This is a genomic window from Porphyromonas gingivicanis JCM 15907, from assembly GCF_000614585.1.
Classification (GTDB): Bacteria; Bacteroidota; Bacteroidia; order Bacteroidales; family Porphyromonadaceae; genus Porphyromonas; species Porphyromonas gingivicanis.
Genome location: NZ_BAKX01000001.1, coordinates 52,290 through 78,881 on the forward strand (window position 1 = coordinate 52,290; position 26,592 = coordinate 78,881).

Annotated in this window: 21 protein-coding genes and 1 pseudogene; 9 read left to right on the plus strand and 13 right to left on the minus strand. The window is 41.5% G+C overall.

From position 1 onward, the window contains the following. Positions 1–73 precede the first annotated feature (73 nt). The 6 genes from JCM15907_RS00215 to JCM15907_RS00240 are packed head-to-tail and all read left to right on the plus strand — an operon-like array spanning position 74 to position 4,567. Positions 74–1,222, plus strand: coding sequence for a glycosyltransferase family 4 protein (locus tag JCM15907_RS00215; protein ID WP_025842234.1), 1,149 nt, complete (start codon positions 74–76; stop codon positions 1,220–1,222). Between the two features lie 7 nt (positions 1,223–1,229). After that, positions 1,230–1,844 carry a sugar transferase gene (locus tag JCM15907_RS00220; RefSeq protein WP_025842235.1) on the plus strand — a complete coding sequence of 205 codons (615 nt, stop codon included), beginning with the start codon at positions 1,230–1,232 and terminating at the stop codon, positions 1,842–1,844. Then, the gene (locus tag JCM15907_RS00225) at positions 1,841–2,038 is read left to right on the plus strand and encodes a GNAT family N-acetyltransferase (RefSeq protein WP_025842236.1); all 198 of its coding nucleotides are present in this window, start codon (positions 1,841–1,843) and stop codon (positions 2,036–2,038) included. Before JCM15907_RS00220 ends, JCM15907_RS00225 begins: the two co-directional genes overlap by 4 nt. Next, positions 2,035–2,394 carry a GNAT family N-acetyltransferase gene (locus JCM15907_RS00230; protein ID WP_025842237.1) on the plus strand — a complete coding sequence of 120 codons (360 nt, stop codon included), beginning with the start codon at positions 2,035–2,037 and terminating at the stop codon, positions 2,392–2,394. The genes JCM15907_RS00225 and JCM15907_RS00230 overlap by 4 nt, the downstream gene beginning before the upstream one ends. Continuing rightward, positions 2,394–3,410, plus strand: a complete 1,017-nt coding sequence (locus JCM15907_RS00235; RefSeq protein WP_025842238.1) for an ATP-grasp domain-containing protein — start codon at positions 2,394–2,396, stop codon at positions 3,408–3,410. Before JCM15907_RS00230 ends, JCM15907_RS00235 begins: the two co-directional genes overlap by 1 nt. A gap of 11 nt (positions 3,411–3,421) precedes the next feature. Next, a complete protein-coding gene (locus JCM15907_RS00240; RefSeq protein WP_025842239.1) occupies positions 3,422–4,567 on the plus strand; it encodes a DegT/DnrJ/EryC1/StrS family aminotransferase in 1,146 nt (381 codons plus the stop codon). Between the two features lie 114 nt (positions 4,568–4,681). Here JCM15907_RS00240 and JCM15907_RS11880 read toward each other — a convergent pair whose 3' ends face one another. Further along, on the minus strand, positions 4,682–5,251 hold the full coding sequence (locus JCM15907_RS11880) for a hypothetical protein (RefSeq protein ID WP_025842240.1): 570 nt from the start codon (positions 5,249–5,251) through the stop codon (positions 4,682–4,684). Between the two features lie 167 nt (positions 5,252–5,418). Further along, a complete protein-coding gene (locus JCM15907_RS11885) occupies positions 5,419–5,619 on the minus strand; it encodes a hypothetical protein (RefSeq protein WP_025842241.1) in 201 nt (66 codons plus the stop codon). A 1,245-nt stretch (positions 5,620–6,864) separates the two neighbouring features. Between JCM15907_RS11885 and JCM15907_RS13210 the strand changes: the two genes are divergently transcribed. Then, positions 6,865–7,782: a hypothetical protein gene (locus JCM15907_RS13210; RefSeq protein WP_242396734.1), complete on the plus strand. Its 918-nt coding sequence runs from the start codon at positions 6,865–6,867 to the stop codon at positions 7,780–7,782. Continuing rightward, on the plus strand, positions 7,779–11,681 hold the full coding sequence (locus JCM15907_RS09845; protein ID WP_242396735.1) for a RecQ family ATP-dependent DNA helicase: 3,903 nt from the start codon (positions 7,779–7,781) through the stop codon (positions 11,679–11,681). The genes JCM15907_RS13210 and JCM15907_RS09845 overlap by 4 nt, the downstream gene beginning before the upstream one ends. Before the next feature lie 100 nt (positions 11,682–11,781). On the opposite strand, the gene JCM15907_RS00265 is transcribed toward JCM15907_RS09845, so the two are convergent. The 4 genes and pseudogenes from JCM15907_RS00265 to megL form a co-directional block, all read right to left on the minus strand. Beyond that, positions 11,782–12,978: a C1 family peptidase gene (locus JCM15907_RS00265; RefSeq protein ID WP_025842242.1), complete on the minus strand. Its 1,197-nt coding sequence runs from the start codon at positions 12,976–12,978 to the stop codon at positions 11,782–11,784. A gap of 50 nt (positions 12,979–13,028) precedes the next feature. Continuing rightward, entirely contained in the window at positions 13,029–14,333 is a 1,305-nt protein-coding gene (locus JCM15907_RS09850; protein ID WP_051522296.1) for a DUF8439 domain-containing protein, read from the minus strand. 39 nt (positions 14,334–14,372) lie between these two features. Further along, a pseudogene (gene dnaX / locus JCM15907_RS13215) lies at positions 14,373–14,854 on the minus strand (DNA polymerase III subunit gamma/tau); the annotation flags it as partial. A gap of 81 nt (positions 14,855–14,935) precedes the next feature. Next, the gene (gene megL, locus JCM15907_RS00275) at positions 14,936–16,135 is read right to left on the minus strand and encodes a methionine gamma-lyase (RefSeq protein WP_025842243.1); all 1,200 of its coding nucleotides are present in this window, start codon (positions 16,133–16,135) and stop codon (positions 14,936–14,938) included. A 230-nt stretch (positions 16,136–16,365) separates the two neighbouring features. Here megL and JCM15907_RS00280 point away from each other — a divergent pair, with 230 nt between their 5' ends. Then, positions 16,366–17,775, plus strand: coding sequence for an MATE family efflux transporter (locus JCM15907_RS00280; RefSeq protein WP_025842244.1), 1,410 nt, complete (start codon positions 16,366–16,368; stop codon positions 17,773–17,775). Between the two features lie 145 nt (positions 17,776–17,920). Here the strand turns inward: JCM15907_RS00280 and JCM15907_RS09855 are convergent, their stop codons facing one another. The 7 genes from JCM15907_RS09855 to typA all read right to left on the minus strand — a co-directional run bounded on the left by JCM15907_RS09855 (position 17,921) and on the right by typA (position 26,389). Beyond that, positions 17,921–18,814, minus strand: a complete 894-nt coding sequence (locus tag JCM15907_RS09855) for an MATE family efflux transporter (protein WP_051522298.1) — start codon at positions 18,812–18,814, stop codon at positions 17,921–17,923. Continuing rightward, a complete protein-coding gene (locus tag JCM15907_RS11895; RefSeq protein WP_051522299.1) occupies positions 18,811–19,281 on the minus strand; it encodes an MATE family efflux transporter in 471 nt (156 codons plus the stop codon). The genes JCM15907_RS09855 and JCM15907_RS11895 overlap by 4 nt, the downstream gene beginning before the upstream one ends. A 52-nt stretch (positions 19,282–19,333) precedes the next feature. Next, complete coding sequence (locus tag JCM15907_RS09860; protein ID WP_159099878.1) at positions 19,334–21,277, minus strand: RecQ family ATP-dependent DNA helicase; 1,944 nt, start codon at positions 21,275–21,277, stop codon at positions 19,334–19,336. 29 nt (positions 21,278–21,306) lie between these two features. Continuing rightward, positions 21,307–21,435, minus strand: coding sequence for a hypothetical protein (locus JCM15907_RS13540; protein WP_277906745.1), 129 nt, complete (start codon positions 21,433–21,435; stop codon positions 21,307–21,309). A 5-nt stretch (positions 21,436–21,440) separates the two neighbouring features. After that, entirely contained in the window at positions 21,441–23,189 is a 1,749-nt protein-coding gene (gene recJ / locus JCM15907_RS00295; RefSeq protein ID WP_025842245.1) for a single-stranded-DNA-specific exonuclease RecJ, read from the minus strand. Between the two features lie 646 nt (positions 23,190–23,835). Continuing rightward, positions 23,836–24,396 (minus strand): hypothetical protein, encoded by a 561-nt coding sequence (locus JCM15907_RS00305; protein ID WP_025842246.1) that lies wholly within the window; start codon positions 24,394–24,396, stop codon positions 23,836–23,838. Positions 24,397–24,577: 181 nt separating this feature from the next. Next, positions 24,578–26,389 carry a translational GTPase TypA gene (typA, locus tag JCM15907_RS00315; protein ID WP_025842247.1) on the minus strand — a complete coding sequence of 604 codons (1,812 nt, stop codon included), beginning with the start codon at positions 26,387–26,389 and terminating at the stop codon, positions 24,578–24,580. Between the last annotated feature and the right edge of the window lie 203 nt (positions 26,390–26,592).

The window sequence follows — 26,592 nt, forward strand, 5'->3', positions numbered from 1 at the left end:
AATCTTACATATAATATTGTTATGAACTAAGAAGAGATTGGCTCATATAGAAGAATATAAAATTTGGAGTAAAGTGAAAAAGTTATTTAGAGTTGCAACCATTGCTGGCTCTTTAGGTTTGCTAAAAGGACAGCTGCATTTTTTGTCTTCTTATTATGATGTAATAGCCGTTGCCAGTGGACCAGAGCGATTAAAACAAGTAGAAATAGAAGAAGGAGTACGAACAGTGGACATTCCTATGGAGAGAAAAATCTCTTTGTGGAGAGATTGCAAATCTTTATTTCGTCTTATTCGTCTATTTAGAAAAGAAAAACCTTTCATAGTACACTCCATAACACCGAAAGCAGGTTTACTATCTATGATAGCAGCAAAAATAGCGAGAGTACCTGTTCGTATACATACATTTACAGGCCTTCTCTTTCCTACATCTGTGGGAATAAAAAGAACTATCCTTATCATAACAGATAAAATCACTTGTTGGTGTGCCACAGAAATAATTCCAGAGGGGGAAGGGGTAAAAAGAGATCTTATTACTCATAGGATTACGAAAAAGCCTCTTTCTGTAATAGCCAATGGTAACGTGAATGGTATTGATTTATCTTACTTTGCCCCCTTCTCTTTTTCTCTTGAGAACAGAGAATCCAAACGAACAGAATTAGAAATCAAAGAAGAAGACTTTGTTTTTGTTTTTGTAGGTCGTTTAGTAAGAGATAAGGGTATCAATGAGTTAATTGTTGCTTTTAGAGATTTAAATCTCCCAAAGACAAAGTTATTGTTGGTGGGGCGTTATGAAACAGAATTAGATCCTCTCAAATCAGAAACCATGGAGGAAATAAAAGACAATCCAAATATAATAGAGGTAGGATGGCAGAATGATGTGCGCCCCTATCTAATGATATCAGATGCTATGGTGTTCCCAAGTTATCGAGAGGGTTTCCCTAATGTTGTAATGCAAGCAGGGGCTATGGGCTTACCCTCTATTGTAACGGATATCAATGGATGTAATGAAATTGTTGTAGAGGGTAAGAATGGTTTGATAATCCCTCCAAGAGATGAAGGGGCTTTACGAGAGGCAATGCTAACGATGATACAGAATGCAACGCTTAGGGAGACTATGACTTTTCAAGCACGCCCAATGATAACTTCACGTTATGAACAAAACATTGTATGGGATGCCCTCCTCGAAGAATATAGATTGTTAGAGGCTAAATTGAGAAAATAAGAAGTATATGTACAACCATTTTTTGAAACGAGTATTGGACTTCTTCGGGGCATTGCTGGGCATAGTTTTTCTTTCTCCTCTTTTGCTCATAGTAACTGTGTGGTTGCATTTTGCCAATAAGGGGGCAGGGGCTTTTTTCTGTCAAGAGAGACCTGGTAAAGGAGAGAAAATATTCAAACTCTATAAGTTTAAGAGTATGACCGATGAACGAGATGCAGAGGGAAATTTATTACCCGATGCAAAGCGTTTGACTAAAGTCGGTCGATTTGTTCGCAAAACTTCGATTGACGAATTGCCACAGCTTTGGAATGTTTTGAGAGGAGATATGTCTTTAATAGGTCCAAGACCTCTTTTTGCACGTTATCTTCCTTTTTATACAGAAAGAGAACAATTACGCCATACGGTTCGGCCTGGAATTACAGGATGGGCTCAGGTAAATGGACGTAATTATGTAAAGTGGAATACTCGCTTGGAATTAGATGTACAGTATGTTGAAAATGTATCTTTCTTTTTAGATTTAAAGATTTTGTTTATAACAATACTGAAAGTTTTTAGAAGGGATAATATAAGTGTTGTTCCTTCTTCTATACCATTGGATATTGAAAGGAAAAAGCATATATGATAGTATTTCGTTTTTTAGAAGAAAAGGATTTACCTCAACGAGTTGAGTGGATGAATGATGAGCGCATTTGGCGAACTATGAGATATGAACGCCCTATAACTCTTGAGAAAACAATAGCATGGTTTGAAAAGAATCAAACTAATCTGAATCGTTTAGATACAGTTGTTGAAGTTGATGGAGACTTGCCGTTATGAATGGTTTAACAGATCGTAATGAGCATGGTATGGCTCGCTCATACACGTTTGTAAATCCCGACTTAAAAGGTAAGGGATTAGGTTCATTGTCCTTATCTCTAAAGTGTGGAACAGGTTTTTATCTTTGGGGACTTAGAAAGATATGGACTTATTTAGATTTTGATAATGAAATATCTCAAAAACTATGTGAGCGAGTAGGATTTATCCGAGAGGGATTATTGAGAAAAGAGGGTTTCCGAGATAATGAATATTTTGATCTACTTTATTATGGGATGTTAGAACCTGATTTTGATAGAGATAGATTCGAAAAATATATGTCTGAGTGTGATAATAGAGTTTGGAAAGCGTTGAAGTAATGAATATACTATTCACTTGCGTTGGTCGACGAAATTATTTGTTGAGTTATTTCCGTGAGGTTATCTCTACAGATGATTTGCTATATGCTACCGATATGCAACTCTCTGCACCTGGTATGCAAGAAGCTGATAGGACATTTGTAGTGCCTCCTATATACAGCTCGGATTATATTTCTACTCTTTTGCATATTATTAGAGAGGAGCACATAGACGCTGTAATATCTTTGAATGATTTGGAGCTCCCTATATTGTCTAAACACAGAGCTCAAATAGAAGCTTGTGGGGCAAAACTATTGGTCTCAAATGAAAGAGTTATTGATATCACTTTTGATAAACTCAAAACAGCAGAGTTTCTTTCATCAATAGGACTCAATACACCCGCTACTTATGTGTCGAAAGACGATTTTATACAAGGAGTGCACCATGGTGCAATAGATTATCCAATTGTCGTAAAACCTCGGTGGGGTAGTGCCTCTATAGGGATAGAGTTTCCTGAGAATGAAGAGGAGTTCCTGCTGGTAGAACGTTTGTCTCGGATGAAATTAGAGCGAACGATTTTGAAAACAGCTAGTTCTGAGCATATGGATAGAGCAATACTGTTTCAAGAGAAAATAGTTGGTAAAGAGTATGGCATGGATATCCTCAATGATTTTGAGGGAAACTATGTAGGAACTTTTGTCAGAGAAAAGTTGTCTATGCGAGTAGGAGAGACAGACAAGGCAACTTCTGTAAAAGATGAACGTTTTGAACGTGTCGGGGAGACTATCTCGAAGCATCTGAGACATATTGGCAATTTGGATTGCGATGTTTTGGAAAAAGATGGGGAGCTCTACGTTTTAGAGCTTAACCCTCGCTTTGGAGGGGGGTATCCTTTTTCTCACGAAGCTGGAGCTAAGAGTGTAGCTTGTTATTATGAGTGGTTAAAAGGAGGGACGAACATAGATCAATACCTTAACTACAAGGCTGGGCTTTCTTTTGCTAAATGTGACCGTCTTTTACAGATAAAAGAAAAATAGCAGATGAACTCATGGAAAAGAAAAGGATATGGCTATCACTTGCCGAGATGGGCGGTGAGGAGCAGCGATTTATAAAGGAGGCTTTCGATACCAATTGGGTTGTTCCTTTGGGGCCCAATGTGAATGGGTTTGAAGCGGATCTTAGAGCTTATCTTTGCGACTCTCAAAAGTATGTGGTGGCTTTAAGTGCTGGTACAGCTGCTTTGCATTTAGCTTTGATTATGCTGGGGGTGGGTGCTGGAGATGAGGTTATCTGCCAAAGTTTTACTTTCTCTGCCTCTGCAAACCCGATTGTTTATCAAGGGGCAAAGCCCGTTTTTGTGGATAGCGAATCCGAAACTTGGAATATGTGTCCTAAAGCTTTGCGGCAAGCTATCGAGAGTCGCATTGCTCAAACAGGTAAAAAACCTAAAGCGATTATTCCCGTTCACCTCTATGGCATGCCTGCTCAGATGGACGAAATACTCCAAATAGCTCAGGAATATCAAATCCCCGTGCTTGAAGATGCTGCCGAAGCAATAGGTTCTACATATAAGGGTAAGTATTGCGGTACATTGGGAGAATACGCAGCACTCTCTTTCAATGGCAATAAGATGATTACTACTTCCGGAGGGGGAGCTTTGGTGTGCCCCAGAGAGTCATCGGCTCAGAGAGTAATGTTTTATGCTACTCAGGCAAGAGACAACGCACCCCACTATCAGCATAGCCATATTGGTTACAATTATAGGATGAGCAATATCTGTGCCGGTATAGGGCGTGGGCAAATGTTGGTATTGGAAGATCACATTGCTAAACGTAGAGAGAATCATCGGTTGTATCAAGAGTTCTTGTCTGGTGTAAAAGGAGTTCGGATTATGGACAACCCATCCGAAGATTTTAAGTCTAATTTTTGGTTGACTTGTATTGTGATAGATCCCAAAGAGGCTAGTTTTGACAGAGAGCAGGTGCGCCTTGCTTTAGAGGCAGACAATATAGAGAGTAGACCTCTATGGAAGCCGATGCATTTACAGCCTGTTTTTGCCGATTACCCTTTCTACGGAGATGGTACCAGTGAGGCTCTTTTTAATGATGGATTATGTTTACCCAGTGGCTCTCTTCTGCAAAGAGAAGATATAGAGCGAGTTTGCAATGTTATCCGAGGGCTGATGAAAAGATGAAAAATAATACAGCCAATAAAGAGAGGTCGTATCTGTCTGAGAAGATGCGACCTCTTTTTTATTAGTAATGGTAGAAAAGAACTTATACAGAGGGTGTGTAAAAGTCTTGACCTATTATTTCGTGTGGAGGACTTTGCGAGTGGCTCCGTTGCTCAGTCGGATGATGTTTACTCCCTGTTGTAACTCCGCAAGGCGACGCCCTTCTACACTATAAATAGCTACTATAGAGGCCTCCTCTTCTGCAAGTACATCCTCTACGGGCACTTCTGCTCCTCCTACATAATCAGACCATCCGAAGCCTTTCCACTCCTTAGCTATCCATCCTTTGGCTCTAGCGTTGGCTACTTGTCTTTTAGAGCAGGCATTTGTTTCGTTACCTCTACTGTTGTTGATAATGCCCAATGTACCTAAGGAAGAGGAACTGCGATGGGGAAGAGAGGCAATAAGTCTATCCATAGCACCACCTCGAAGATTATTGTTCGAGCAGTTGATTACATTTAAGTTGGGATTTTTGGAGAGATTAAGGCTCGAAAGTTTGTTGTTGGCACAAGTAATCCCCGTTAGCTTTGCATTGTTCGAGAGGTCTATTTGAGAGAGTTCGTTCATCGAAGCCCAAAGCTCTTTAAGCCCAGTAGCTCCCGAGATATTCAAGGAGCGGAGGCGATTGTAGGAGCAGTTGAGCATGATCATTCCTTTATTAGACCCTGCATGGAGTTGTGTAAGCTGATTGTCTGTACATTGCAGTATAACGAGAGTTGTGATTCGTGATAAATCCAGTACTGTAATGTTTTGGTTGTTACAGTGTAATTCGGTGATTGCACCTGTTAGAATGATTTTGCCGTTGCCATCGGTTATGCGATAATTTCTTCCCGATTGATGAGTGCTCCCGTAACATTGACATTGCCACTTGCCATAATCTCCAGCTCGATAATTTCGCCTTTTCTTTTGTTTGTCGTCAAGGAGATTTGATTTTGTGCTACAATGTTTGTAGCGGTGAGCATTGCAACAACGGCGATGAGCATACGCAATAAAAAGAGGTTTTGTTTTTTCATATTCTTCTATCATACAAATGTTTAAGTCGCCTCATTTACTAAGGTTTTTAGGGAAAGTCCTTGGTAGGGGCTTTGCAATCTTGGAAAGTAAGCGGTGCGACTTCTTTTTTTGCTCGCCAAAAGTAGTTTTTTTCCTCTTATGTAATAATATTTTGTCAGTCGCTTAATCCTGTAGATGATTCGGAAGAACCCCCATCTGCGAGAACATCAAGATTTGAGATGTGAACAGAGAATAACTGTCATCAATCTTTTCTTCATAACTTATCTGTTGAGTTAAAGCATTTATTCTTCGCTATATCATAGCTAATTGGATCTATTCTTTCTCGAATATACTGCCTAATTGATTGACAAGTTCCAGGCGGTAAACTACCCGTCCTCATACAAGAGCTTTTGATTGCCCTTGAGGCTTAGAATGTAGTCAGCTTCTGACTGGATGATCTGCTCTGCAATGTTGGTACTAGAATATCGCTCAATTTATACTTGCAACGACCTATACCACGTGGATCTTCTTCCGTTAGAAAAATAATCTTCTACATCCATAATCCAAGGATAGCCCTATTTTGATGCGGTTGCCCTGTATTTAGAGTCGAAATAGTACTTTGCAGGAGCTTTTTTAGTAACTTTGATCTGGTAGGAGATGCTCTACCTACTGCGGTGTAGTTGATCTCTCTCTTTGCTATGATGATTTTAGAGGAAGGAAAAGTTTGAACAATAAGGACTTTTTATGGCACTAAGTACATTTCTCTCTCAGCTACTTTTAGATGTAGCTTTGGCTATACCGATAGCTGTAGTTCTCTTTTTATTGTTGCGCTATTTGCGACGTAGGTATAGGGCGAGGGTACTTTACTTAGCCTCTTGTTACTTGTGGTACTCGCTATCCTTATGATAGTGTTTTTCTTTGTGGGTGTGAAAAACTATGCTCTTCTTTCTGCCAATGCTTTAAGTGGAGGTTATCTATTGAATGAACTCAACCGGGGTAAGTGGAAAAGGGTATAATCCTTTGTTCCAAAACCATCCGAGTAAACTCTGAAAACCATAGACCCTTTTTGTAGTTCAGACGGAAGGTTGCTATCCTTAGAACGGAATCTTTGTATCCATCTTATATACTCTGTTCGAGAAATTAATGAAGAATAGAGTTATTAACCTCCTTTTTTGTATCCAAAATACACTATTTTTATGCCCGAATGGGAGCCTATGTAGTAGGTCCTCGGTGTATATTGTATAAAAAGACATAAAGGATAGATTATGGGTGAACGCTTTCTTGTGTTCGTCGATACGGAAATAGATTTTCATAGGAAATGCATCCTTGACATCGGAGCTGTGGATGATAAGGGCAATTCTTTTCACAATACCTCGCTTGGCAAGTTTACAGACTTCCTCTCAGGTGTGCAGTACGTCTGTGGCCACAATATCATTAGGCATGATGCTCTCTACATAGGTGGAGCCATGGCGCAAGCGGGGGTTAAGCCTCAGAACATTATCGATACACTATTCCTTTCGCCCCTACTTTTTCCAACTAAACCCTATCACGCTCTTTTGAAAGATGATAAGCTCCAAACTGAAGAGCTTAATAATCCGTTGAATGACTCCTTCAAAGCGAGAGACCTTTTCTACGATGAGATATCGGCTTTCACTCAGATGTCCGAGGACTTTCGGAAGATATTGTTTCTCCTCCTTAGAGAGCAAAGTGAGTTCTCTGCCTTTTTCAATTTTATTCGTTACAGATGTACCGAGGTAGAGGTAGAACCCTTAATTCGACAACGATTTGTTGGCGAGATATGTTCTCATGTAGACCTTTCCACTCTTATTGCCCATCGTCCTATAGCATTGGCTTATTGTCTTGCTCTGATAAACTCCTTTATTAAGAGTGCAAATAGTCATTCTATAACTCCTCCTTGGGTGCTAAAAAACTACCCGGAGGTAGAGCAGATTATGTTGCTCCTACGCAATAAACCTTGTGTGGAGGGATGTATCTATTGCGATAGAGTCTTGGATATTCATAGGGGGTTAAAGAGATTCTTTGGCTACGACTCCTACCGGACGTATGGAGGCGAATCTCTACAAGAGAGAGCTGTTAAAGATGCCGTTGATGGGAAGTCATTGCTCGCTGTGTTCCTACGGGGGGAGGTAAATCCATTACATTTCAGGTGCCCGCACTTATGAGCGGAGAGCACGTCAGAGGACTTACTATTGTTATCTCTCCCCTTCAATCTCTAATGAAAGATCAAGTTGATAACCTCGAAAGAATAGGTATAACAGAGGCGGTAACTATAAATGGATTGCTTGACCCTTTGGAGCGAGCTGAATCTTTCAAACGAGTGGAAGATGGCTCTGCCTCGTTATTGTACATATCGCCAGAGTCACTACGCTCCAAAACGATAGAGCGCCTTATCTTGGGGCGTAAGGTTGTACGCTTTGTAATTGATGAGGCACACTGCTTTTCGGCATGGGGGCAAGATTTTAGAGTAGACTATCTATACATTGGTGACTTTATTCGCCACATTCAGGAGAAAAAGAATCTTGATGAGGCTATCCCTGTCTCCTGCTTTACAGCCACAGCCAAGCAGAAGGTAATCGAAGATATTCGCAACTATTTTCAAGAGAAGCTACACCTTACCCTCAACCTCCATATCTCCAAAGTGGCGAGAACCAACCTGCATTACAAGGTATTCCCAGAGGCAAGCGAGGAGGAGAAGTATCAAGCCCTTCGCAACCTCATCGAAGGGAAGAATTGTCCGACTATCGTGTATGTGTCAAGAACTCAAAAGGCGGAGGATCTGGCAAGGCAATTATGTAGAGATGGCTTTAGAGCAAAGGCTTATCACGGGAAGCTGGACAAGCAGAAGAAGTCCGAAAATCAAGATGCTTTTATCCGTGGTGAGGTCGATATTATGGTGGCAACCTCTGCTTTTGGAATGGGGGTAGATAAGAAAGATGTCGGTTTGGTGGTTCACTACGACATCTCGGACTCGCTCGAAAACTATGTGCAAGAGGCAGGAAGAGCGGGGAGGGATGAGCATATCGAGGCAGACTGTTTTGTGCTCTTCAACCAAGAAGACCTTTCGAAACACTTTATTCTGCTCAATCAAACAAAACTTTCTATTAAAGAGATCCAACAGGTATGGAGGGCTATTAAAGATATTACAAAAATTCGTACAACGGTATCAAACTCTGCTCTTGAAATAGCTCGGAGAGCAGGTTGGGATCATAACGTTGCAGAGATAGAGACTCGTGTTACCACTGCCATAGCAGCACTCGAAAATGCTGGCTATCTAAAGCGTGGGCAGAATATGCCACAGATATTTGCCAATAGTATCCTTACTAAAACGGCAAGTGAAGCTATTGAAAAAATCAACGCCTCGGAGCGTTTCGAGGAGAAGCAGAAAGCTACAGCTATCCGTATTATAAAGAAACTTTTTTCTAGCAAAAGTCGAAAGCAAACTGGAGATGAGCTAGCAGAGTCGAGAGTAGACTACATTAGTGACCATTTGGGTATTGTAAAGGAGGAGGTAATCAATATCATAACCTTGCTCCGAGAAGAAAATATACTGGCAGACACGAAAGACTTAACCGCTTTTATCAAGAGAGGGGAGCAGATGAACCGCTCTCTTGCACTGGTTAAAGCCTTTTATAAGATGGAGTGTTTTCTGCTCTCTCTCATCGACGAAAAGCCTCAAGATTTCCATATAAAACAGCTGAATGAAGATGCCGAGAAGGCGGGTTGTAGTAATGTGACCAATGCTAAAATCAATACAATTTTCAACTTCTGGCTTATCAAACATTGGATAAAAAAAGAGTTCCTGCCTTTCTCTAAAAATCATATTCGGGTCTATAGTCTTCAACCTAAAGCTACCAGTGAGGAGCGGCTCAAGAAGAGGTATGAGCTGGCACAGTTTATTGTAGAGTTCCTTTATGAGAGAAGTAGTTGGGAGGTTCCCAAAGAGACTACTGCCCCAGAGGAGGTTTTGGTAGAGTTTTCTGTACATGAACTTAAGTCTGCCTATGAGTCAAGCTCCGATCTTTTCAAAATCTCCATCTCGATAGATGATATAGAAGATACGTTATTTTACCTCTCAAGAATTGAAGCTATTAAGATTGAAGGAGGCTTTTTGGTAACTTACAATCGGCTAACTATACAGCGACTTGAACAGGGTGGGCGTAAGCAGTATACCAAAGAGGACTATCAGCAATTGAATCAATTCTACGAAAACAAAATCCAGCAAATCCACATCGTTGGGGAGTATGCTCAAAAGATGATTAGCAATTATAAAGAGGCTTTGCAGTTTGTGGACGATTACTTTCAACTCAACTATACTTCTTTTCTTACTAAGTACTTTAAAGGAGATAGAGGGAACGAGATTAAGAAAAATATCACTCCTACTAAGTTTAAGCAACTCTTTGGAGAGCTCTCTCCGACACAACTCAAAATTATAAATGATAGCGAAGCCAGATATATCGTAGTGGCCGCGGGACCAGGAAGTGGTAAGACTAGAGTATTGGTACACAAACTAGCCTCTCTACTCTTGATGGAAGATGTAAAACACGAACAGTTGCTTATGCTCACCTTCTCTCGAGCGGCAGCCACCGAGTTTAAGAAAAGACTTCTTAAACTCATTGGCAATGCTGCCAACTTTGTCGAGATAAAGACCTTTCATTCCTATTGTTTCGATTTGTTGGGCAGGGTAGGTAGCATAGAAAAGTCGGATGATATCTTGAAAAAGACCATTCAAAAAATTCAAAGTGGGGAAGTAGAGCCTAACCGCATCACTAAAACCGTCTTAGTGATAGATGAAGCGCAAGATATGAATGCCGATGAGTTTGCTCTAATCTCGACTTTGATGGAGCAGAATGAAGAGATGAGAGTAATTGCCGTTGGAGATGACGACCAAAATATCTATGCTTTTAGAGGGTCGGACTCGAAATACTTCGAACAGTTTATTGATAAAGGCGCCGTAAAGTATGAATTGATTGAAAACTACCGGAGCAAAAGGAATTTAGTTGAGTTGGCCAACACCTTCGCGGGTCGCCTTACATATCGTCTCAAGGAGACCCCTATTGTTGCCGTACAAAAGGACAATGGGGGATTGAAGATAGTGCGTTATCGAAGTGAACATCTTATCATGCCCTTGGTGCGAGACCTCCTTACTTCGGGGTTGTCGGGCTCTACTTGTGTGCTGACGAAAACCAATGAAGAGGCTTTGCAGGTTACTGGACTACTTTTGAAAGAAGGAATGCCAGCTAAACTTATTCAAAGTAACGACCGATTTAATCTATATAACCTTGCCGAAATTCGATTCTTTTTGACCCAATTGGCTCTAAAAGAAGATGTCTTTATCATTAGTGATGATAGTTGGGAGGCAGCCAAACGAGCCCTCAAAGAGAAATATGCTCAGAGCAATAAACTTTCTATTTGCGAGGGGATGATTCGAGATTTTGAGATGATCAATCCTAAAAGGAGGTACAAATCCGATTGGGAGTCATTTATACGAGAGTCGAGAATGGAAGATTTTATTAGTTCCAACGTAGAGACAATCTTAGTATCGACAGTTCATAAAGCTAAAGGGAAAGAGTTTGACAACGTATTTTTACTGCTCGAAAATCTCAACTTAATCACAGATGAGGCTCGAAGACATCTCTATGTAGCCATGACGAGAGCCAAACAGAATCTCACTATCCATACCAATTCGAATCTTTTCGACTTCTCGCTAGAAAATTTAGACTTCGTTACAGATGCAATGCTTTATTCCCCTTTGAGAAGAATAGCTATGCACCTAACCTACCGAGATGTCTTTTTGGATTACTTTATAGATAAGCAACATATTATTACTCAGATGGTAAGTGGCTCTCCTTTACAGTTCAATAAAGAGGGCGGGTTGAGTTATAAAGGTCATTCTGTAGTGCGTTTTTCTCAATCTTTTCTCAAACAGATAGAGGAGCGAAAAGAAAAGGGCTACCAGCTCAAAGAGGCGAAAGTAAATCTTATACTTTACTGGTTCAAGGAGGAGGGGAATAGAGAGATACAAATCATTCTCCCTGAACTTTATTTTGAAAAGGTCGAATAGTTACTGAGACAATATATATATGAGAGGATGCTCTGCACACAAAAAAGAGGTGAGAGTACAGAAACCCTCACCTCTTTATTACGAGATTGTGTTTTCGAACTTAACGGATGCCCAATTTCTTTGCAATATCTTTTGGTAAAGCATCCTTGTGTAACACGATGTTCATAGTGCGTCCTGCTACGTATTTTTCAGATACATACCAAATACCCTTGTAGGCACCAGCTTCTCCCCATGAGTTTTTAACCATGAAGAAAGGACGTCCTTTTTGGTTCTTGGCAAGACCGTAGATTACCATACCGTGGTCGTCGGTTAAAGTATAGTTGTCATAACCTTTCTGACGAAATTCTTGTGTAGGTTCGATTTCTGGGCAGTCTGGAGTGTTGATGAGGCGAAGAATTTCTTGCTGACGTGCAGAGTGGCTCAAACCAATCCAGCGAGCTTGGTCGGACCCCGCTGTGTTGATAGCTTCTACATCGGCAAGTACACCAATTCCATCACGGTTGAAGCCTACTTCGCTTACATCTGCACCCCATGCGATAGGATATCCTTTATCCACGGCATTGTACATAACTTTCATAAGTTCATCAATAGGGAGGTTGTAGCTTTCGCTCCAACGCCAGTTGTCTTCTATCTCAAGAGCAAATTTGCTGTAGAAGGGATGGTGCATATAGCTTGTAAGAGATACATAGTCATCGGCATTCAAACCTAACATTTTAGCAAAAGAGTTCGGAGTGTAGCTCTTACCCTTGTAAGTGAAAGAGGTAGGTAGTTCGCCCAAGTAGGTGTCTATGATGGCGTTGAATGCTTTCTTCCAGACGGGAGTTAATTCCTTATTAGGATTCTTTACTATGGCATCCAAGAAACCTTTTGCTCCTTGCTCCATTTCGTTGTGAGCGTTGCGCTTAGTTCCATAGTTAAGACCTTGCATTACCTCTTCGGGTACAGCTCCATAATGCTTAAGTACGTAGATAACATCATAGAATGAACCACCTTGAGCAAAGTTAAGTTTGCCATGGAGACGTACATACTTTTCTGCCTTGTCACGGTAAGAATGGCTTACCACAAACATGTCAGAAAGGTCATACTCAGGTTTCCCCATACGCATAAGCTCTGCTTCAAGAAAACCTTGAGTAGAGTAAGACCAGCAAGTACCAGAATTACCTTGGTCCTTGATTGTCGTAATAGGGAGTTCCTTCACCACGGAGAAAGTGTTAGTTTCCACCTTCGTTTCTTGGGCTTGAACAGCTCCAAAGGTCAGAAGACCTGCCAAAAAGAAAATCGAATACTTCTTTTGCATAATAATTTAAGTGTGAATATCTAATTTATTTAGCTTGTTTCGTATAAGGTTTAGGGGGCTATCCTTAAATCCAATGCTGTGACTAATTTCTGTAAATCTTTATTCTCTTGGAGTAGGGAGTGTAGCCAGTCATTGGCCGTTTCCATCTCTCCTTGCCACTGTTGGGCATCTACAATTTGAACCTCTATCTGAAGAGAAGGCTCTGAGAAAACAGCTCTAAGATGAGAGAGTATAGGAGGCATAATTTTCTCCAAAGCATTCATTTGCATAGAGTTGAATACTCCTACCCGCCACTTACCATCATCATCTTTTTGAGGGATGGAGGTAGTCATCGTGTTTTTTAGAAAAGGATCCTTCGCATAGGCACCATTAGCCCAAGCAAACCATTCGGTTATGAGAGCTTCTTCGGTTAGTCTTAGGGACTCTTGCTCCAAAATCTCTTCCTTCGCAGGAACTCCCTCTACCTTTTCCCTATGGAGTGTCTCTTGAGGAACTTTTGCTTGAGAATGAGGTGTTGAAGTAGATGTTAGAGGGCGTGTTTGAAGAGGACGAATAGGATTGGATGCAGGTGGAGGTTGCAGAGACTCTTTTTTTTGTATAGGAGCAGGAGAAGGTGTAGAGCGTTGTGGTTCGTTAGAAGGAGGAGAGGCGATACCTGTATTTACTGGCTTGGTTTGCTGAGGAGTAATCAATGTGGCAGTATGTTGTCCATTGGGTATCGTAGCACTGGGAGTGTGAGGTTTGTTGTCTGAATGAGAAGATGGAGGGTAAGGTATACTATCGTTACCCATGGGGGCAAGCGACAGAAGAGTCATTTCTGCTAAAAGGCGTTTAGAGTTGCTATTACGATACTCTTTACCGTAACTCAGCAACTGCATAATAGCGCGATAGAGAAATACTTTCCCTGCTCGCTTTGCTAAATCGTTATACAAGGCAGCTTGTGATTGAGACAAACGTAATAGAGGGAGGGTCAGAGCATCATAGGCTATCAAGAGCGTTCGCATAAACTCTGTCAAGCCGTTCATAATGATACGAGTGTCAAACCCTTTTTCTAATAGTTCGTCCAAAAGGAGTAAGATGGAGCCTTGCTCCCCTTTAATGATATGATTTACCAGCCTAACATAGTACTCTTCATCCAATATGTTGAGGCTTTCAAGTGTACGTTCATAGGTAACATTGCCTCCCGTAAAACTAACGATACGATCAAAAACAGACAGGGCATCTCGCATACCTCCATCTGCCTTTCTTGCTATCAAATTAAGGGCTTTAGGTTCGGCATTGATACCCTCTATCTCTGCAATGTGAGCCAGCTGTTGAGCGATAACTTCTATAGATATAGGACGGAAATCATACACCTGACATCTTGAAAGAATAGTAGGGAGAATTTTATGTTTTTCCGTTGTCGCAAGGATAAATATTACGTAGCTTGGAGGTCTTCGAGGGTCTTTAGAAAGGCATTGAAAGCAGCGGTTGAGAGCATATGCACCTCGTCGATGATGTAGATTCTATATTTCCCGATTTGAGGGGGGATAGAGACTTCATCAATTAGACGACGAATATCCGTCGTAGAGTTATTAGAGGCGGCATCTAATTCAAATATATTTAGAGAGCGTTGTTCTTCAAATGCTTTGCAACTCTCACAGAGACCACATGCTTCCCCGTTGTCTAATGGAGAGAGACAGTTGATAGCCTTAGCAAAAATACGAGCTGCAGAAGTCTTTCCCACTCCTCGAGGTCCGCAAAAGAGATAAGCATGAGCTGTCTTTTGTTGTAGGATAGCTCTTCTTAGAGTCTCGCGCACAGCATCCTGTCCTAATAAACTTTCAAAGCTATCAGGTCGAAACTTACGGGCAGAAACGACAAATCCGTTACTCATTATATCGCTAAAAATGGGAATAAAAAATGGAGGAGAGACAACCTTTTATAAGAGCCTTCTCCTCCATTGTTATCATTGAATTTAAATTTGCTCAAGTGCCTGCTTGAGGTCGGCAATAATATCCTCTACATTTTCTATACCTACAGAGAGACGTACTAAGCCTTCAGAGATGTCTGAAGCAGCACGTTCTTCTGGTGTGTAAGGAGAGTGTGTCATCGAAGCAGGATGTTCGATGAGCGTTTCGGTGTCGCCCAAACTTACTGCCAAGGAGCAGAGCTTTACAGCATTCATAAGTTTACGACCAGCTTCTAAGCCACCTTTTACCTCGAAAGCAATCATTGCTCCAGGAAGTTTCATATACTTCTTGGCAAGTTCTCGTTGAGGGAAGTTATCCAGTCCAGGGTAAGCTATACTTTCTACCTTGGGGTGTGTTGCGAGGAACTCTGCTACCTTTTGCGCGTTTTCACAGTGGCGTTCCATACGTATGTGTAGGGTCTTCAAACCTCTATTTATAAGGAAGGCTTCGAAAGGACCTAATACAGAGCCTGTCAAGTCTTTAACTCCCAAGAAGCGTACTTGATCGATGTATTCTTTAGAACCTACTACAAATCCAGCAATTACGTCACCATGACCATTGAGATATTTAGTAGCAGAGTGTACCACAATATCTGCTCCGTGCTCTAATGGGCGGCAAATGTAGGGCGTACAATAAGTGTTGTCTACCATAACACGTACACCTTCTTGCTGATGAGCTATCGAAGCAATGGCCTCAATATCTGAGAGGTACATATTAGGGTTGGCAGGTGTCTCAATGTAAACTAATTTGGTGTTAGGGCGCATCGCCTTGCGCACATTTTCAGGGTTTCTCGTATCTACGAAAGTAACATCTACACCATAACGCTTAAGACCATGCTCCATAAAAGCGTAGGTACATCCATAAAGTGTTTTACCTGCTACGATATGGTCGCCTGCAGATACACAAACCCAAATGGCAGATGTAATCGCTCCCATTCCCGAAGAGGCACTCATACAGGCCTCAGCTCCTTCCAGAGAGGCAACTTTTTCTTCTACAGCAGTGCAAGTAGGGTTACCCAAACGGGTGTATATATATCCCCCTTCTTCCAAAGCAAAGCGACGACCACCTTGTTCGGCATTGTCGAAGATAAAGGTGGAAGTTTGGTAGATAGGAGCGGCCAAAGTACCGTACATGTTCTTTTCAGCACCAACGTGGATTGAGCGTGTGCCGAAGCCCGATTTTTCTAATTGTTCAGGAGACAACATAATATTGATAAGGATTATTGAATTTGTTTTCTATAGTCTTCGCGAAGTTAATCATTATTTCTATAAGATACTCTCTTCCTCTTTTCTGTCGAGAGGAATATAATTTGGGTCGGTCAAAATATCGTACCTTTGCACTTGCTTTTAGACAGAAAATGGAGCATTCAATGGAGTAAATACTTCCCCTTTTGTTCTGTTTTGAGCCATAAGAAACCCTTTAAGAAAACGTAAGATTGACCACTAAAAAAGAAACTGTCTCTATTCTTTCGACTTCAGAAGAGAAGAAACTTTTTGACCTTAGAAATGAGCATATCCCTAAACTTCTAATGAAGTATGCTATCCCATCGGTGATAGGGGCGGTGGTCAGTGCTCTTTATAATATTGTAGACCGTATCTTTATAGGTCAGGGAGTGGGAAGTAATGCATTGGCGGGCTTGGCCATTACTTTCCCGATATTGATGTGCCTTATCGCTTTCGGTATGCTTGTTGGGAGCGGAGCTTCTGTACGTATTTCTATTTACATTGGGCGTAACGATTTGAAAACTGCCGAGCGTCTTCTTTCTAATGCAGTTTTTCTGACTTTTTTCTTCAATCTAATCATGTGCTCCTTAGCCTTGGTTTTTATGGATCCTTTGCTTCGAATGTTTGGGGCGAGTGATGCCATTATGCCCTATGCTAAGGAGTATCTTTATATTGTTATCCCAGGGAATATATTTTGTGATCTGAGTTTTAGTTACAATGCCATTATGCGAGCCTCGGGTTACCCGCGTAAGGCTATGTATACAATGCTTATAGGAGCACTTCTCAATGCTTTTTTGGATCCCATATTTATATTCGGATTGGACTGGGGTATTCAAGGTGCTGCATGGGCTACGCTAATCTCCGAAATTGTAGCTGCACTCTACGTTATGGGGCACTTCTTCAACCGAAAACACCTTATTCATTTCTCGCCTCGTCGCTCTGCTTATAAGCCTGACTTTGCTATGATGAAGGCTATCGTATCCATTGGTATGGCTCCTTTTACGATGATGATTGTAAATAGTGCTATAAATACTATTATGAATCGCTCGTTGGTAGCTTACTCGCCAAGTACATCCGAAGCTGATTTATCTATTGCTGCGTTGGGGATAATACTCGGTATATCGCAACTTTTTATCCAATTTATGCTGGGGGTTTCGATGGGTATGCAACCGATTGTTGGTTATAACTTCGGGGCAGGTAATATTCGACGCTCCATAAAGACTTATAAAGTGGCCACAATGGTCAATGTAAGTGTAGCTACTTTGGGCTTTTCGATAGCGATGTTTTATCCTCAGCTTATTATAGGGCTTTTCTCTAATGATGCTGATTTAGGAGACCTTTTGCATCGCACTATTCGATTAGTAATGATGATGTATCCAATTATAGGTTTGCATCTGACTACGGTTCAGTTCTTCCAAAGTTTGGGGATGAGTGGCAAGTCGATGTTTTTGAGCTTGACACGCCAAATTATCTATCTTATACCTTGCCTTGTACTCCTACCCCGCTTTATAGGTATGGATGGTATCTGGCTTTCTATGCCTATCGCTGATGTTTTGGCAGGTATAACAGCTATCTTAATGCTTCTTTACCAAATACCTCGTTTGGTAAGAAAACACGCTTGATATTATTCTTATACAATATCTATTTTAAAAGTAACGTAAGAATCAATTGATTCTTACGTTACTTTTTTGAAATCTTACGTCACTTTTTGAGGCAAATTGCACAGCTAAAAAAGAACCGTTTTAGCCAACCTATTAATGGATACTTTTAGTAGGATAACCTATGCAATGCTTTGTTATAATAACGGAAGAGTAGCCAAGCCATCAATGCCAAACTAATTGGAAACGAGCTCCACACTGCGCATAGTTGATAATTGGGGTAAGATGCAGACCAATGGAAAGTAAACCAATATGAAAGGGAGGGAGCTACTACGATATGAGCAAGAAAGGCGATGGGCGCGAGCTGCCTCACTTGTCCCAATCCTCTTAAAGCATTGGAATAAATTACTTGAAGTACATCGGCAAATTGGTAAATAATAACAGGAAGAAGGGCAATTGCCACAAGGTCTGAGACTTGGGTGTCAGAGGTAAAGAGTACGGAAACCCGATGGCGTATGACAAACATCAAGATAGCTGCTCCCAATGCCATCAAGAGTCCAATGTGTGATGAGGCTCTTACTACCTCTCGTACCGATTGATAATCTTTTATTGCCTTGAAATGGCTCACTCGGATAGCTACAGCTGCACCTAATCCGTAGTAGATAAGGTAACCCAAAAGTGTAACCACCATAACGACCTGATGAGCAGCAAGAGACAAAGTACCCAATTTGGCAACGAAGATGATAATTAGGGAGAAGGAGGTTGCCTCCAGCCCCAATTGAAGTGCTATGGGTAATCCCAGTCGCACGAGAGATTGACTAATGGCTTTGTCCCAAGAGAATACACCGAAAGTCCGACGAATATCTTTCCAGTGCTTTTCCATAAATAATGTGATGGCAATAATCGTTAGCATTAATACCCTGCTAAGCAGAGTGGCGACACCTGCACCGAATAATCCCCATTCGGGGAATCCCCACTTCCCGTAGATGAAAAGATAATTGAAAAGTACATTCAGCATAATGCCTATGAGTGTTATGTACATGGGCCATTGTGTGCGGCTCATACCATCGTAAAACTGTTTGAAGCATTAAAAGCCATTGAGATTAAGAACGAGATTGTTTGTAGATAGTAGTAGGGTAGTGCTATTGGACGTAATTCTTCCTCCAAGTTGAAGAGTCCCAAAAAAGGAGAGAGACCCAACACAATGATAGAAAGGAAGAGTCCTACACCCATATTGAGCCAGAGAGATATTTTGAGCAATAGACCGATGCGATCTCTCTGTCCTAACTTATCTGCTTCGGCAACGAGAGGGGTTAAGCCATACGAGAAACCTAAACCAAAGATGAGGATAAGATTGAGAAAATTATTCACGAAAGAAGCTGCCGAAAGTTCTTCTATGGCGTGTTGACCTACCATCATATTGTCTACAAAGCCGATAAATATAGTAGCTACCTGTCCTATAATAATCGGTAGAGCAATGCGAAAGAGCGAACTGTAGTGCTGTGTATATCTTTTTTGCAAAGAAATCATGATGGTTTATTCTCTATAAAGTGAAGGCTAAAATTTGCAACGATCTCTATGTCTATCTCCGATAAGAGATGGAAGAGCCATCAAAGTACAAATGTCGATGGCTTTCTACCACACGACTTAGTAGAGTACCCAGTAGCTCTTTCTTAATACCCGTTTCGTGTTGAATGATTTCTAAAGAGAGAGTATCTCCCTCTTTTTGGAGCTTTTTCTCTAAGTAGTGTACTAAAGGAGGCAATAAATCTACCGAGGGTTTCCCCCTTTTCTTCTGTTGTAAACAGACATCACAACAGCCACATCCTTCGGTTAATAATTCTCCAAAATATTCTAAAAGTATAGCACTCCGACAGCGATTGTCTTCGGAGATATAGGCTATTGTACGTTCGAGGCGTTCTGCTAATCGTTGCTTTCGTTCCTCATAAATAGAATAAGGGATGGGGATATGTTTGCCCTCTTCTCGACGAGAGCGAAAGATGAGCCGTGGCTCTGAAGATTTGGGTATGTAGTGAATTACTCCCCTGTGCGAGAGGGAGGTTAGTGATAGATAGACATCTTGTAGGGTTAGTGATAATTCTCTAGCCAATACGTTTTCATCAATAAAAACATAATCGGTAAAAAGTCCTGGATAAGTGCGCAATAGTAAACGTATCAAATGGTCCGATGCCGGACTTATGAGCGAATTGCTATATAGCTCCTCACGAGAGACAAGGAAGGTGAGTCGAGAGCGTTGCTCTTCACTCTCTTGATACTCCCACACTCCCATCATGTCCAATAGGCGTATAGAAGACATAGTAGGTATAGGAGGCAGATGGAATTCTTGAATGAAGTGTTCTACATTGAAAGTAAAACTCTTATCCAATCCATCGCCCAAACCGATGCTTAGTTTGCTGGTAATCAGGTCGTAGAGCGAACGTACAAAGTTTTTCTGTGGAAACTCATCCTGCAAGCGACGTGCAATAACAGCCTTGTCGTACCTGCTGACCAATACTACGGCATAGGCTTTCTGCTCATCTCGTCCCGCCCGCCCTGCTTCTTGAAAGTACTCTTCCAACGAAGAGGGCATAAGCCAGTGGATTACCACACGCACATCGGGTTTGTCGATACCCATACCAAAAGCATTGGTTGCGACCATAACGCGTACAGAACCCTCCATCCATCGTTTTTGGTGTTCGTCTCGTTCAGCATGAGTCAGACCTGCATGAAAAAAATCGGCAGTAATACCTGCTTCTCGAAGAGCTTGGGTAAGTGTTTTAGTACGCTCCCTATTACGACAGTAAACGATAGCAGAGCCTCGTACAGAGCGTAGTATTTGGAGCATCATCCCCAACTTGTCTTCTGTGCGACGTACCACATAGGCAAGGTTGGGACGTAAGAAACTTCGACTAATAACATTGGGGGTGGGGAATCCCAATAGCTTCATCACATCTTGGGTTACCTCAGGGGTTGCTGTGGCAGTAAGGGCAAGAATTGGTACCTCGGGATAATACTTTCGTAGCTCACTGATGCGAAGGTAGGAGGGGCGAAAGTCGTATCCCCATTGGGAAATACAGTGACATTCATCCACTACGATAAGGCTAATCTTAAGATGTGATAAAGCTGCGAGAAAGGAGGGAGATCCTAATCGTTCAGGGGAGAGGTAAAGGAACTTATAGGCTCCATGTACGGCATTGTCCAAAAGGCGTTGCATCTCATACCCATGAAGCCCTGAGTGTAGTGCGACCGCTTTTATATTGCGTTTCTTAAGATGCGCTACTTGGTCTTTCATTAGCGCTATCAAAGGGGTTATAACGAGAGTTATCCCTTGGAGTAATAGCCCTGGGACTTGAAAAGAGATACTCTTGCCTCCTCCTGTGGGGAGAAGTCCTAAAGTATCTCTTCCTGATAGAATTGAATCTATTATGTCTCGCTGTTTAGGACGAAAGGCTTTGAACCCCCAATACTTTTTGAGGATCTCTTCGGGAGTCGAAAGGTGATCTGTCTCCTCGATTTCTTTGTCCACTTTAGAGTAAAGCTCCCCCTCGTAGGCTTCTATCGGAACAAAAAATCCTCTTCGCCCGATATGAAGTCGGGGATATAGCCATATCTGTCGCTATAATGGGAAGCCTCCTCTTCCGAAAAAAGAGGATTTTTTGGCGAAAGATTACAATCTTTCTCCATAATCATCACACACCTTTAGATGTCTCTTCTTGCTTTAAATCTTTAACTAACATCTGCACAGAAGAAACTCCCTTAAAGCAATTTTCCTCCAGAGTATAACAGATAGAAAAGGGTCTATAACTCTTTACATAAGCAAAGTTAGAAGCCTGTCCATAGGCAATAGCACTACGTACATTTAGCATCTGTGGTGATTCGGTTACCTCCAACTTGAGATGCTCGTTGTTCTTGCCAACTGTTTGGCTCTTACCCGTGTCGAATATGAAGCGAGTCATAAATATTGGTTTTGGATTATCGGGCCCGAAAGGACCCATGCGCTCAATACTTCGGTGCAGCGACTTATTCACCTCGGAAAGACTCAAAACGGCATCTATCTCTATCTCATTGGTGGGAGGTTTAGGAGTAGTATGTTCTAATGAGTAGCGATGAATACGTTCTATAAATAGAGGTACATTGGCCTCTGATAATGCCATACCTGCAGCATAGGGATGCCCACCGAAGTTTGTCAATATATCTCGGCAGTATTCAATAGCTCCATACATATCGAACCCTCCAAAACTTCGTGCTGAACCAACTACCAGCTCGCCCTCGCCAGCAAGCACTATCACAGGACGGGCAAAACGTTCGGTAAGACGAGTAGCAACAATGCCAATAACTCCTTTGTGCCAATCTTTACTATACACAACTACTACATTGTGGAGTTTATAGAGCTTTTGCTCTTCCACTATACGTATAGCCAGTCGAGTTGTTGTTTGATCTAACTTACGTCTTTCGTTATTGCAACTCTCGATTACGGCACATTTTTCCTGTGCTTCTTCTAAATCTCTACTAACTAAGAGATCTACAGTTTGCCGCCCATTCATCATGCGACCAGAGGCGTTAATCATCGGCCCTATCTTAAATACTATATCGCTCATTGTGATAGAACCACTTGTGAGCATACAGGTTTTTAAGACACTACCTAAGCCTGGAGAAGGGCTTTTATTAAGTTGCTTGAGTCCGTGGTAAGCCAGGATGCGATTTTCTCCCAATACGGATACCACATCGCTGGCAATACTTACAGCTACAAGGTCGAGCATAGAGTAAAGACGACGCATACGGATATTATTGTCAATAGCAAATGCCTGCATCAACTTAAATCCTATGCCACACCCCGACAAATCTTCTGCTGGGTAAGTGTTGTCTATACGCTTGGGGTCTAATACAGCCACAGCATCAGGCAAAACATCGTCTGGAGTATGATGGTCGCAGACGATGAAGTCTATTCCTAACCTTTTGGCATATTCAATTTCTTTAATTGCTTTTATACCACAATCTAAAACGATGATGAGTTTAACTCCTAGTTCGTGAGCATAATTGATGCCTTGGTAGGTAACCCCATAACCATCGTCATTGCGCCCCGGAATATAGTAGTGTAGCAGATGGTCGCTACATCCAGAAAGGCGGAGGAATTTGTAAACCAGAGAGACTGCCGTAGTACCATCTACGTCATAGTCTCCATAAACCAATATCGGCTCTCGACGCCCCAGAGCAAGATTGATACGCTCTACGGCTTTGTCCATATCCTTCATTAAGAAGGGGTCGTGGAGATCTTCTAATTTCGGTTCAAAAAATTGTTTGGCTGCTTCAGGAGTCGTAACCCCTCTTTGTACCAGCAATTGCCCCACAACAGGCGGTACACGGAGTACACTGCTGAGGGACAAGCCCGTGGAAATCACCTCCTCGGTAGGAGGGTTCCAAATCCATTTCTTTGCCATTATATAGTATCATTTTTATTTTTCAAGTTAGTAAACTCCTCATGTCATAAAGAGTAGTTATTATACAATAAAAGACCTTTACTTATTTCCCTAAAGGTCTTCGTCAAAAACTTGGTACCCTGTAATAAAAAGGGTGTCAAGACCTTATATCAAGGTGCTTTAGAAAAGTTCTCCTCACAGAACCTATATCACAGAGGCTAAAACTTTTCAAGAGCGTAAATATACAGAAAATCGGTGGTAGAGAAGATATAGAAAGATCTGTATTAACCTATTTTATTGCTATAAGAAGAGAGAATAGACTCGATAATCTCTTCTCCCGAGAGTTTCACTGGAGGTGTCTAGGGGGTTACCATTAACCCTTAGGATAGTAACCATTATTCTTAAGGGGCGTAAGGGTTAATCCTTATGCCTATTAGGTATAAGGGTTTGAAAAAGCATTTTATGCTACTTTGCATCGGACTACAATCTGACCTTGAAGGAAGCATTTAGTTTACCCACCGTAAAACTATATGACAAGTTCTATAAGTATTGCCAAAATGGACAAAAGAGTGGGAGAACCAATGCTCCCCGTTGCCAGCAAAGAAAAATCCCCCTCCGTCCTTAGACAGAGAGGGATGTACTGTGTATCCTATTTAGGACTATACTCTTAGAAGCGGTAAGAGATACCTATGTTCAAGAGAGCTAAACCATAGCCAAGCTCAGCATTTACAGCAAAAGCGGGGCTGAAGTAGTAACGAGCTCCCAAGTGTCCACGATATCCAAAAGCTGCTCTAGTAGCATTTTGAGAAGTAGCAACACCTACAACAGAAGTGCTTGCAAGATTAATACCTAAAGAAAAACCTGTATAAGTATCCAATTTAGGCATAAATTGATAGTGGAAAGAACCACGTGCTCCCAAGAAAGCAACATGAACAGAAGAACTTACTCCCAGTACAGTGAATTGGCTCATACCATAATCAACGGTTCCACCAACACCAACACTAGCACGACCTTCGATAAGACCATCTACAACACCTTGTTCGAAGTTCAATTGAATAGGAGGAACAACAGTAGAATAACCTGTAACTACACCTGTAGAGCTAAAGAAGCCAACCAAAGCACTGGCTACATTTGTTCCTTTCTTAAATACCTCTTGAGCATTAGCTTGTGAACCCAAAATGGAAGCAGCTGCAAGAGCAAGTCCTAAAATAATACCTTTAATCTTCATAAAGTTTCTTTTTTACAATTAGTTTTCTTCAATTCTTTTATTCCTAACACAAACATAACAACTTTTTAGCGAAAAACAAAATAGACAAAAGCTATACTTCCTTTCAAAAAATCTATCTGTGTATAAAAAAGATGCCTTTTGCATAGGGCAAAAAGCATTCTTTTGAGTTTTTCTTTTAACATTATATCTCCTCTTGACGAGCTTGACGTTTACGTTCATTTTCGTCCAAGAGAATCTTACGCATGCGCATACTTGTGGGGGTGACCTCTACGTATTCGTCGACTTTAATGTACTCCAATGCATCTTCTAAACTGAACAATATAGGGGGAGCCAGAGAGACTTTATCATCACTCCCCGAGGCGCGCATATTGGTTAGTTTTTTTGTTTTGCATACATTTACTACCAAGTCATTGTCTTTGGCGTGTTCTCCAATTACTTGTCCTGCATATACTTCCTCTTGGGGGCTAATGAAGAAACGTCCTCTACTTTGCAAGTTGTTGAGTGCATAGGCGAAGGCCGTACCTGTTTCCATGGCAATTATAGAACCATTAGTGCGTCGCTGTATCTCTCCTCTCCAGCCGGAAAATTCTAAAAAGCGGTGTGCAATAACAGCTTCTCCTGCCGAGGCTGTTAGAACAGCATTATTGAGTCCGATAATACCTCGTGAGGGAATTGTGAACTCTAGCATAATCCTATCACCTTTGGTTTCCATAGCGGTCATTTCTCCTCTTCTGCGCGTTACAATATCAATAACACGGCTCGAACACTCTTCGGGTAGGTTTATTGTAAGTTGTTCTATTGGCTCGCATTTGACTCCATCAATATCTTTGATGATGACTTGAGGCTGCCCTACTTGAAGCTCATATCCCTCTCTTCTCATTGTTTCAATTAAAACACTGAGGTGGAGAATGCCTCGACCATATACCAACCAAGCATCGGCAGAGTTCGTAGGTTCTATGCGAAGGGCTAAGTTTTTGTCTAACTCTTTAGTGAGCCGGTCAAATAGGTGTCTACTTGTTACATATTTGCCCTCTTTACCAAAGAAAGGAGAGTTGTTTATGGTAAAGAGCATGCTCATTGTGGGTTCGTCCACATGGATACTGGTCAAAGGCTCGGGGTGAGAGGCATCGGCGATAGTCTCACCAATTTCAAATTGTTCCAATCCAATGATGGCACAAATATCTCCTGAGTGTACTTCTTCAACTTTGGCTCGTCCTAACCCTTCGAAGGTATTGATTTCCTTAATTCTCTGACGAAGTAGGGAGCCATCTCTTCGACAAAGTACAACATCTGCTCCTTCTTTTATAGTGCCTCGATGTACACGCCCTATGGCAATACGTCCTACATAAGAAGAGTAGTCCAAAGAGGTTATAAGCATCTGAGCGGGACCCTCGATAGGAGGTGGGGCAGGTATATGCTCTATAATGGCATCTAATAAAGGAGTTATGGTATCGGTGGGTTGTGTGTAATCGGCACTCATCCAAGATTGCTTGGCAGAACCAAAAAGAGTAGGGAAGTCTAACTGTTCATCAGAGGCATCAAGACTCGCCATAAGATCGAAAACCATGTCTTGCACTTCAGAAGGTCTACAGTTGGGTTTGTCTACCTTATTGATAACCACGATAGGCTTAAGCCCTATACTGAGAGCTTTTTGTAGTACGAACCTTGTCTGTGGCATAGGCCCTTCAAAAGCATCTACCAAGAGTAGACAGCCATCCGCCATATTCAAAACTCTCTCTACTTCTCCTCCAAAATCGGCGTGTCCCGGGGTATCTATAATGTTTATTTTACACCCTTTGTAGCGAATGCTTACATTCTTGGAAACGATGGTAATACCTCTTTCCCTTTCGATGGCATTACTATCTAAATAGGTGTCTACTTCTTCAGCTTTATCTTCTCGAAACAATTTACCCGCGAGAAGCATCTTGTCAACCAAAGTGGTTTTTCCATGGTCTACGTGGGCAATAATTGCTATGTTACGTATTTCCTGCATACACATTTAATTATGGTCCGTAAAAGTACAAAAAAGCTCTATACCCCGCTTTATGTTATGCTGAAGTTTTTCGTTTTTATACTTTCTTCTTGTCGCTCTTTTCTTCGACTGGAGGTTGTTGAGTTGCCTTTTAATAAGGATTAAAAGGATCTTTTGATGAAGCCCTCTCGAATAGCTGTTGATGCTGGGGTTGTTATATTGGC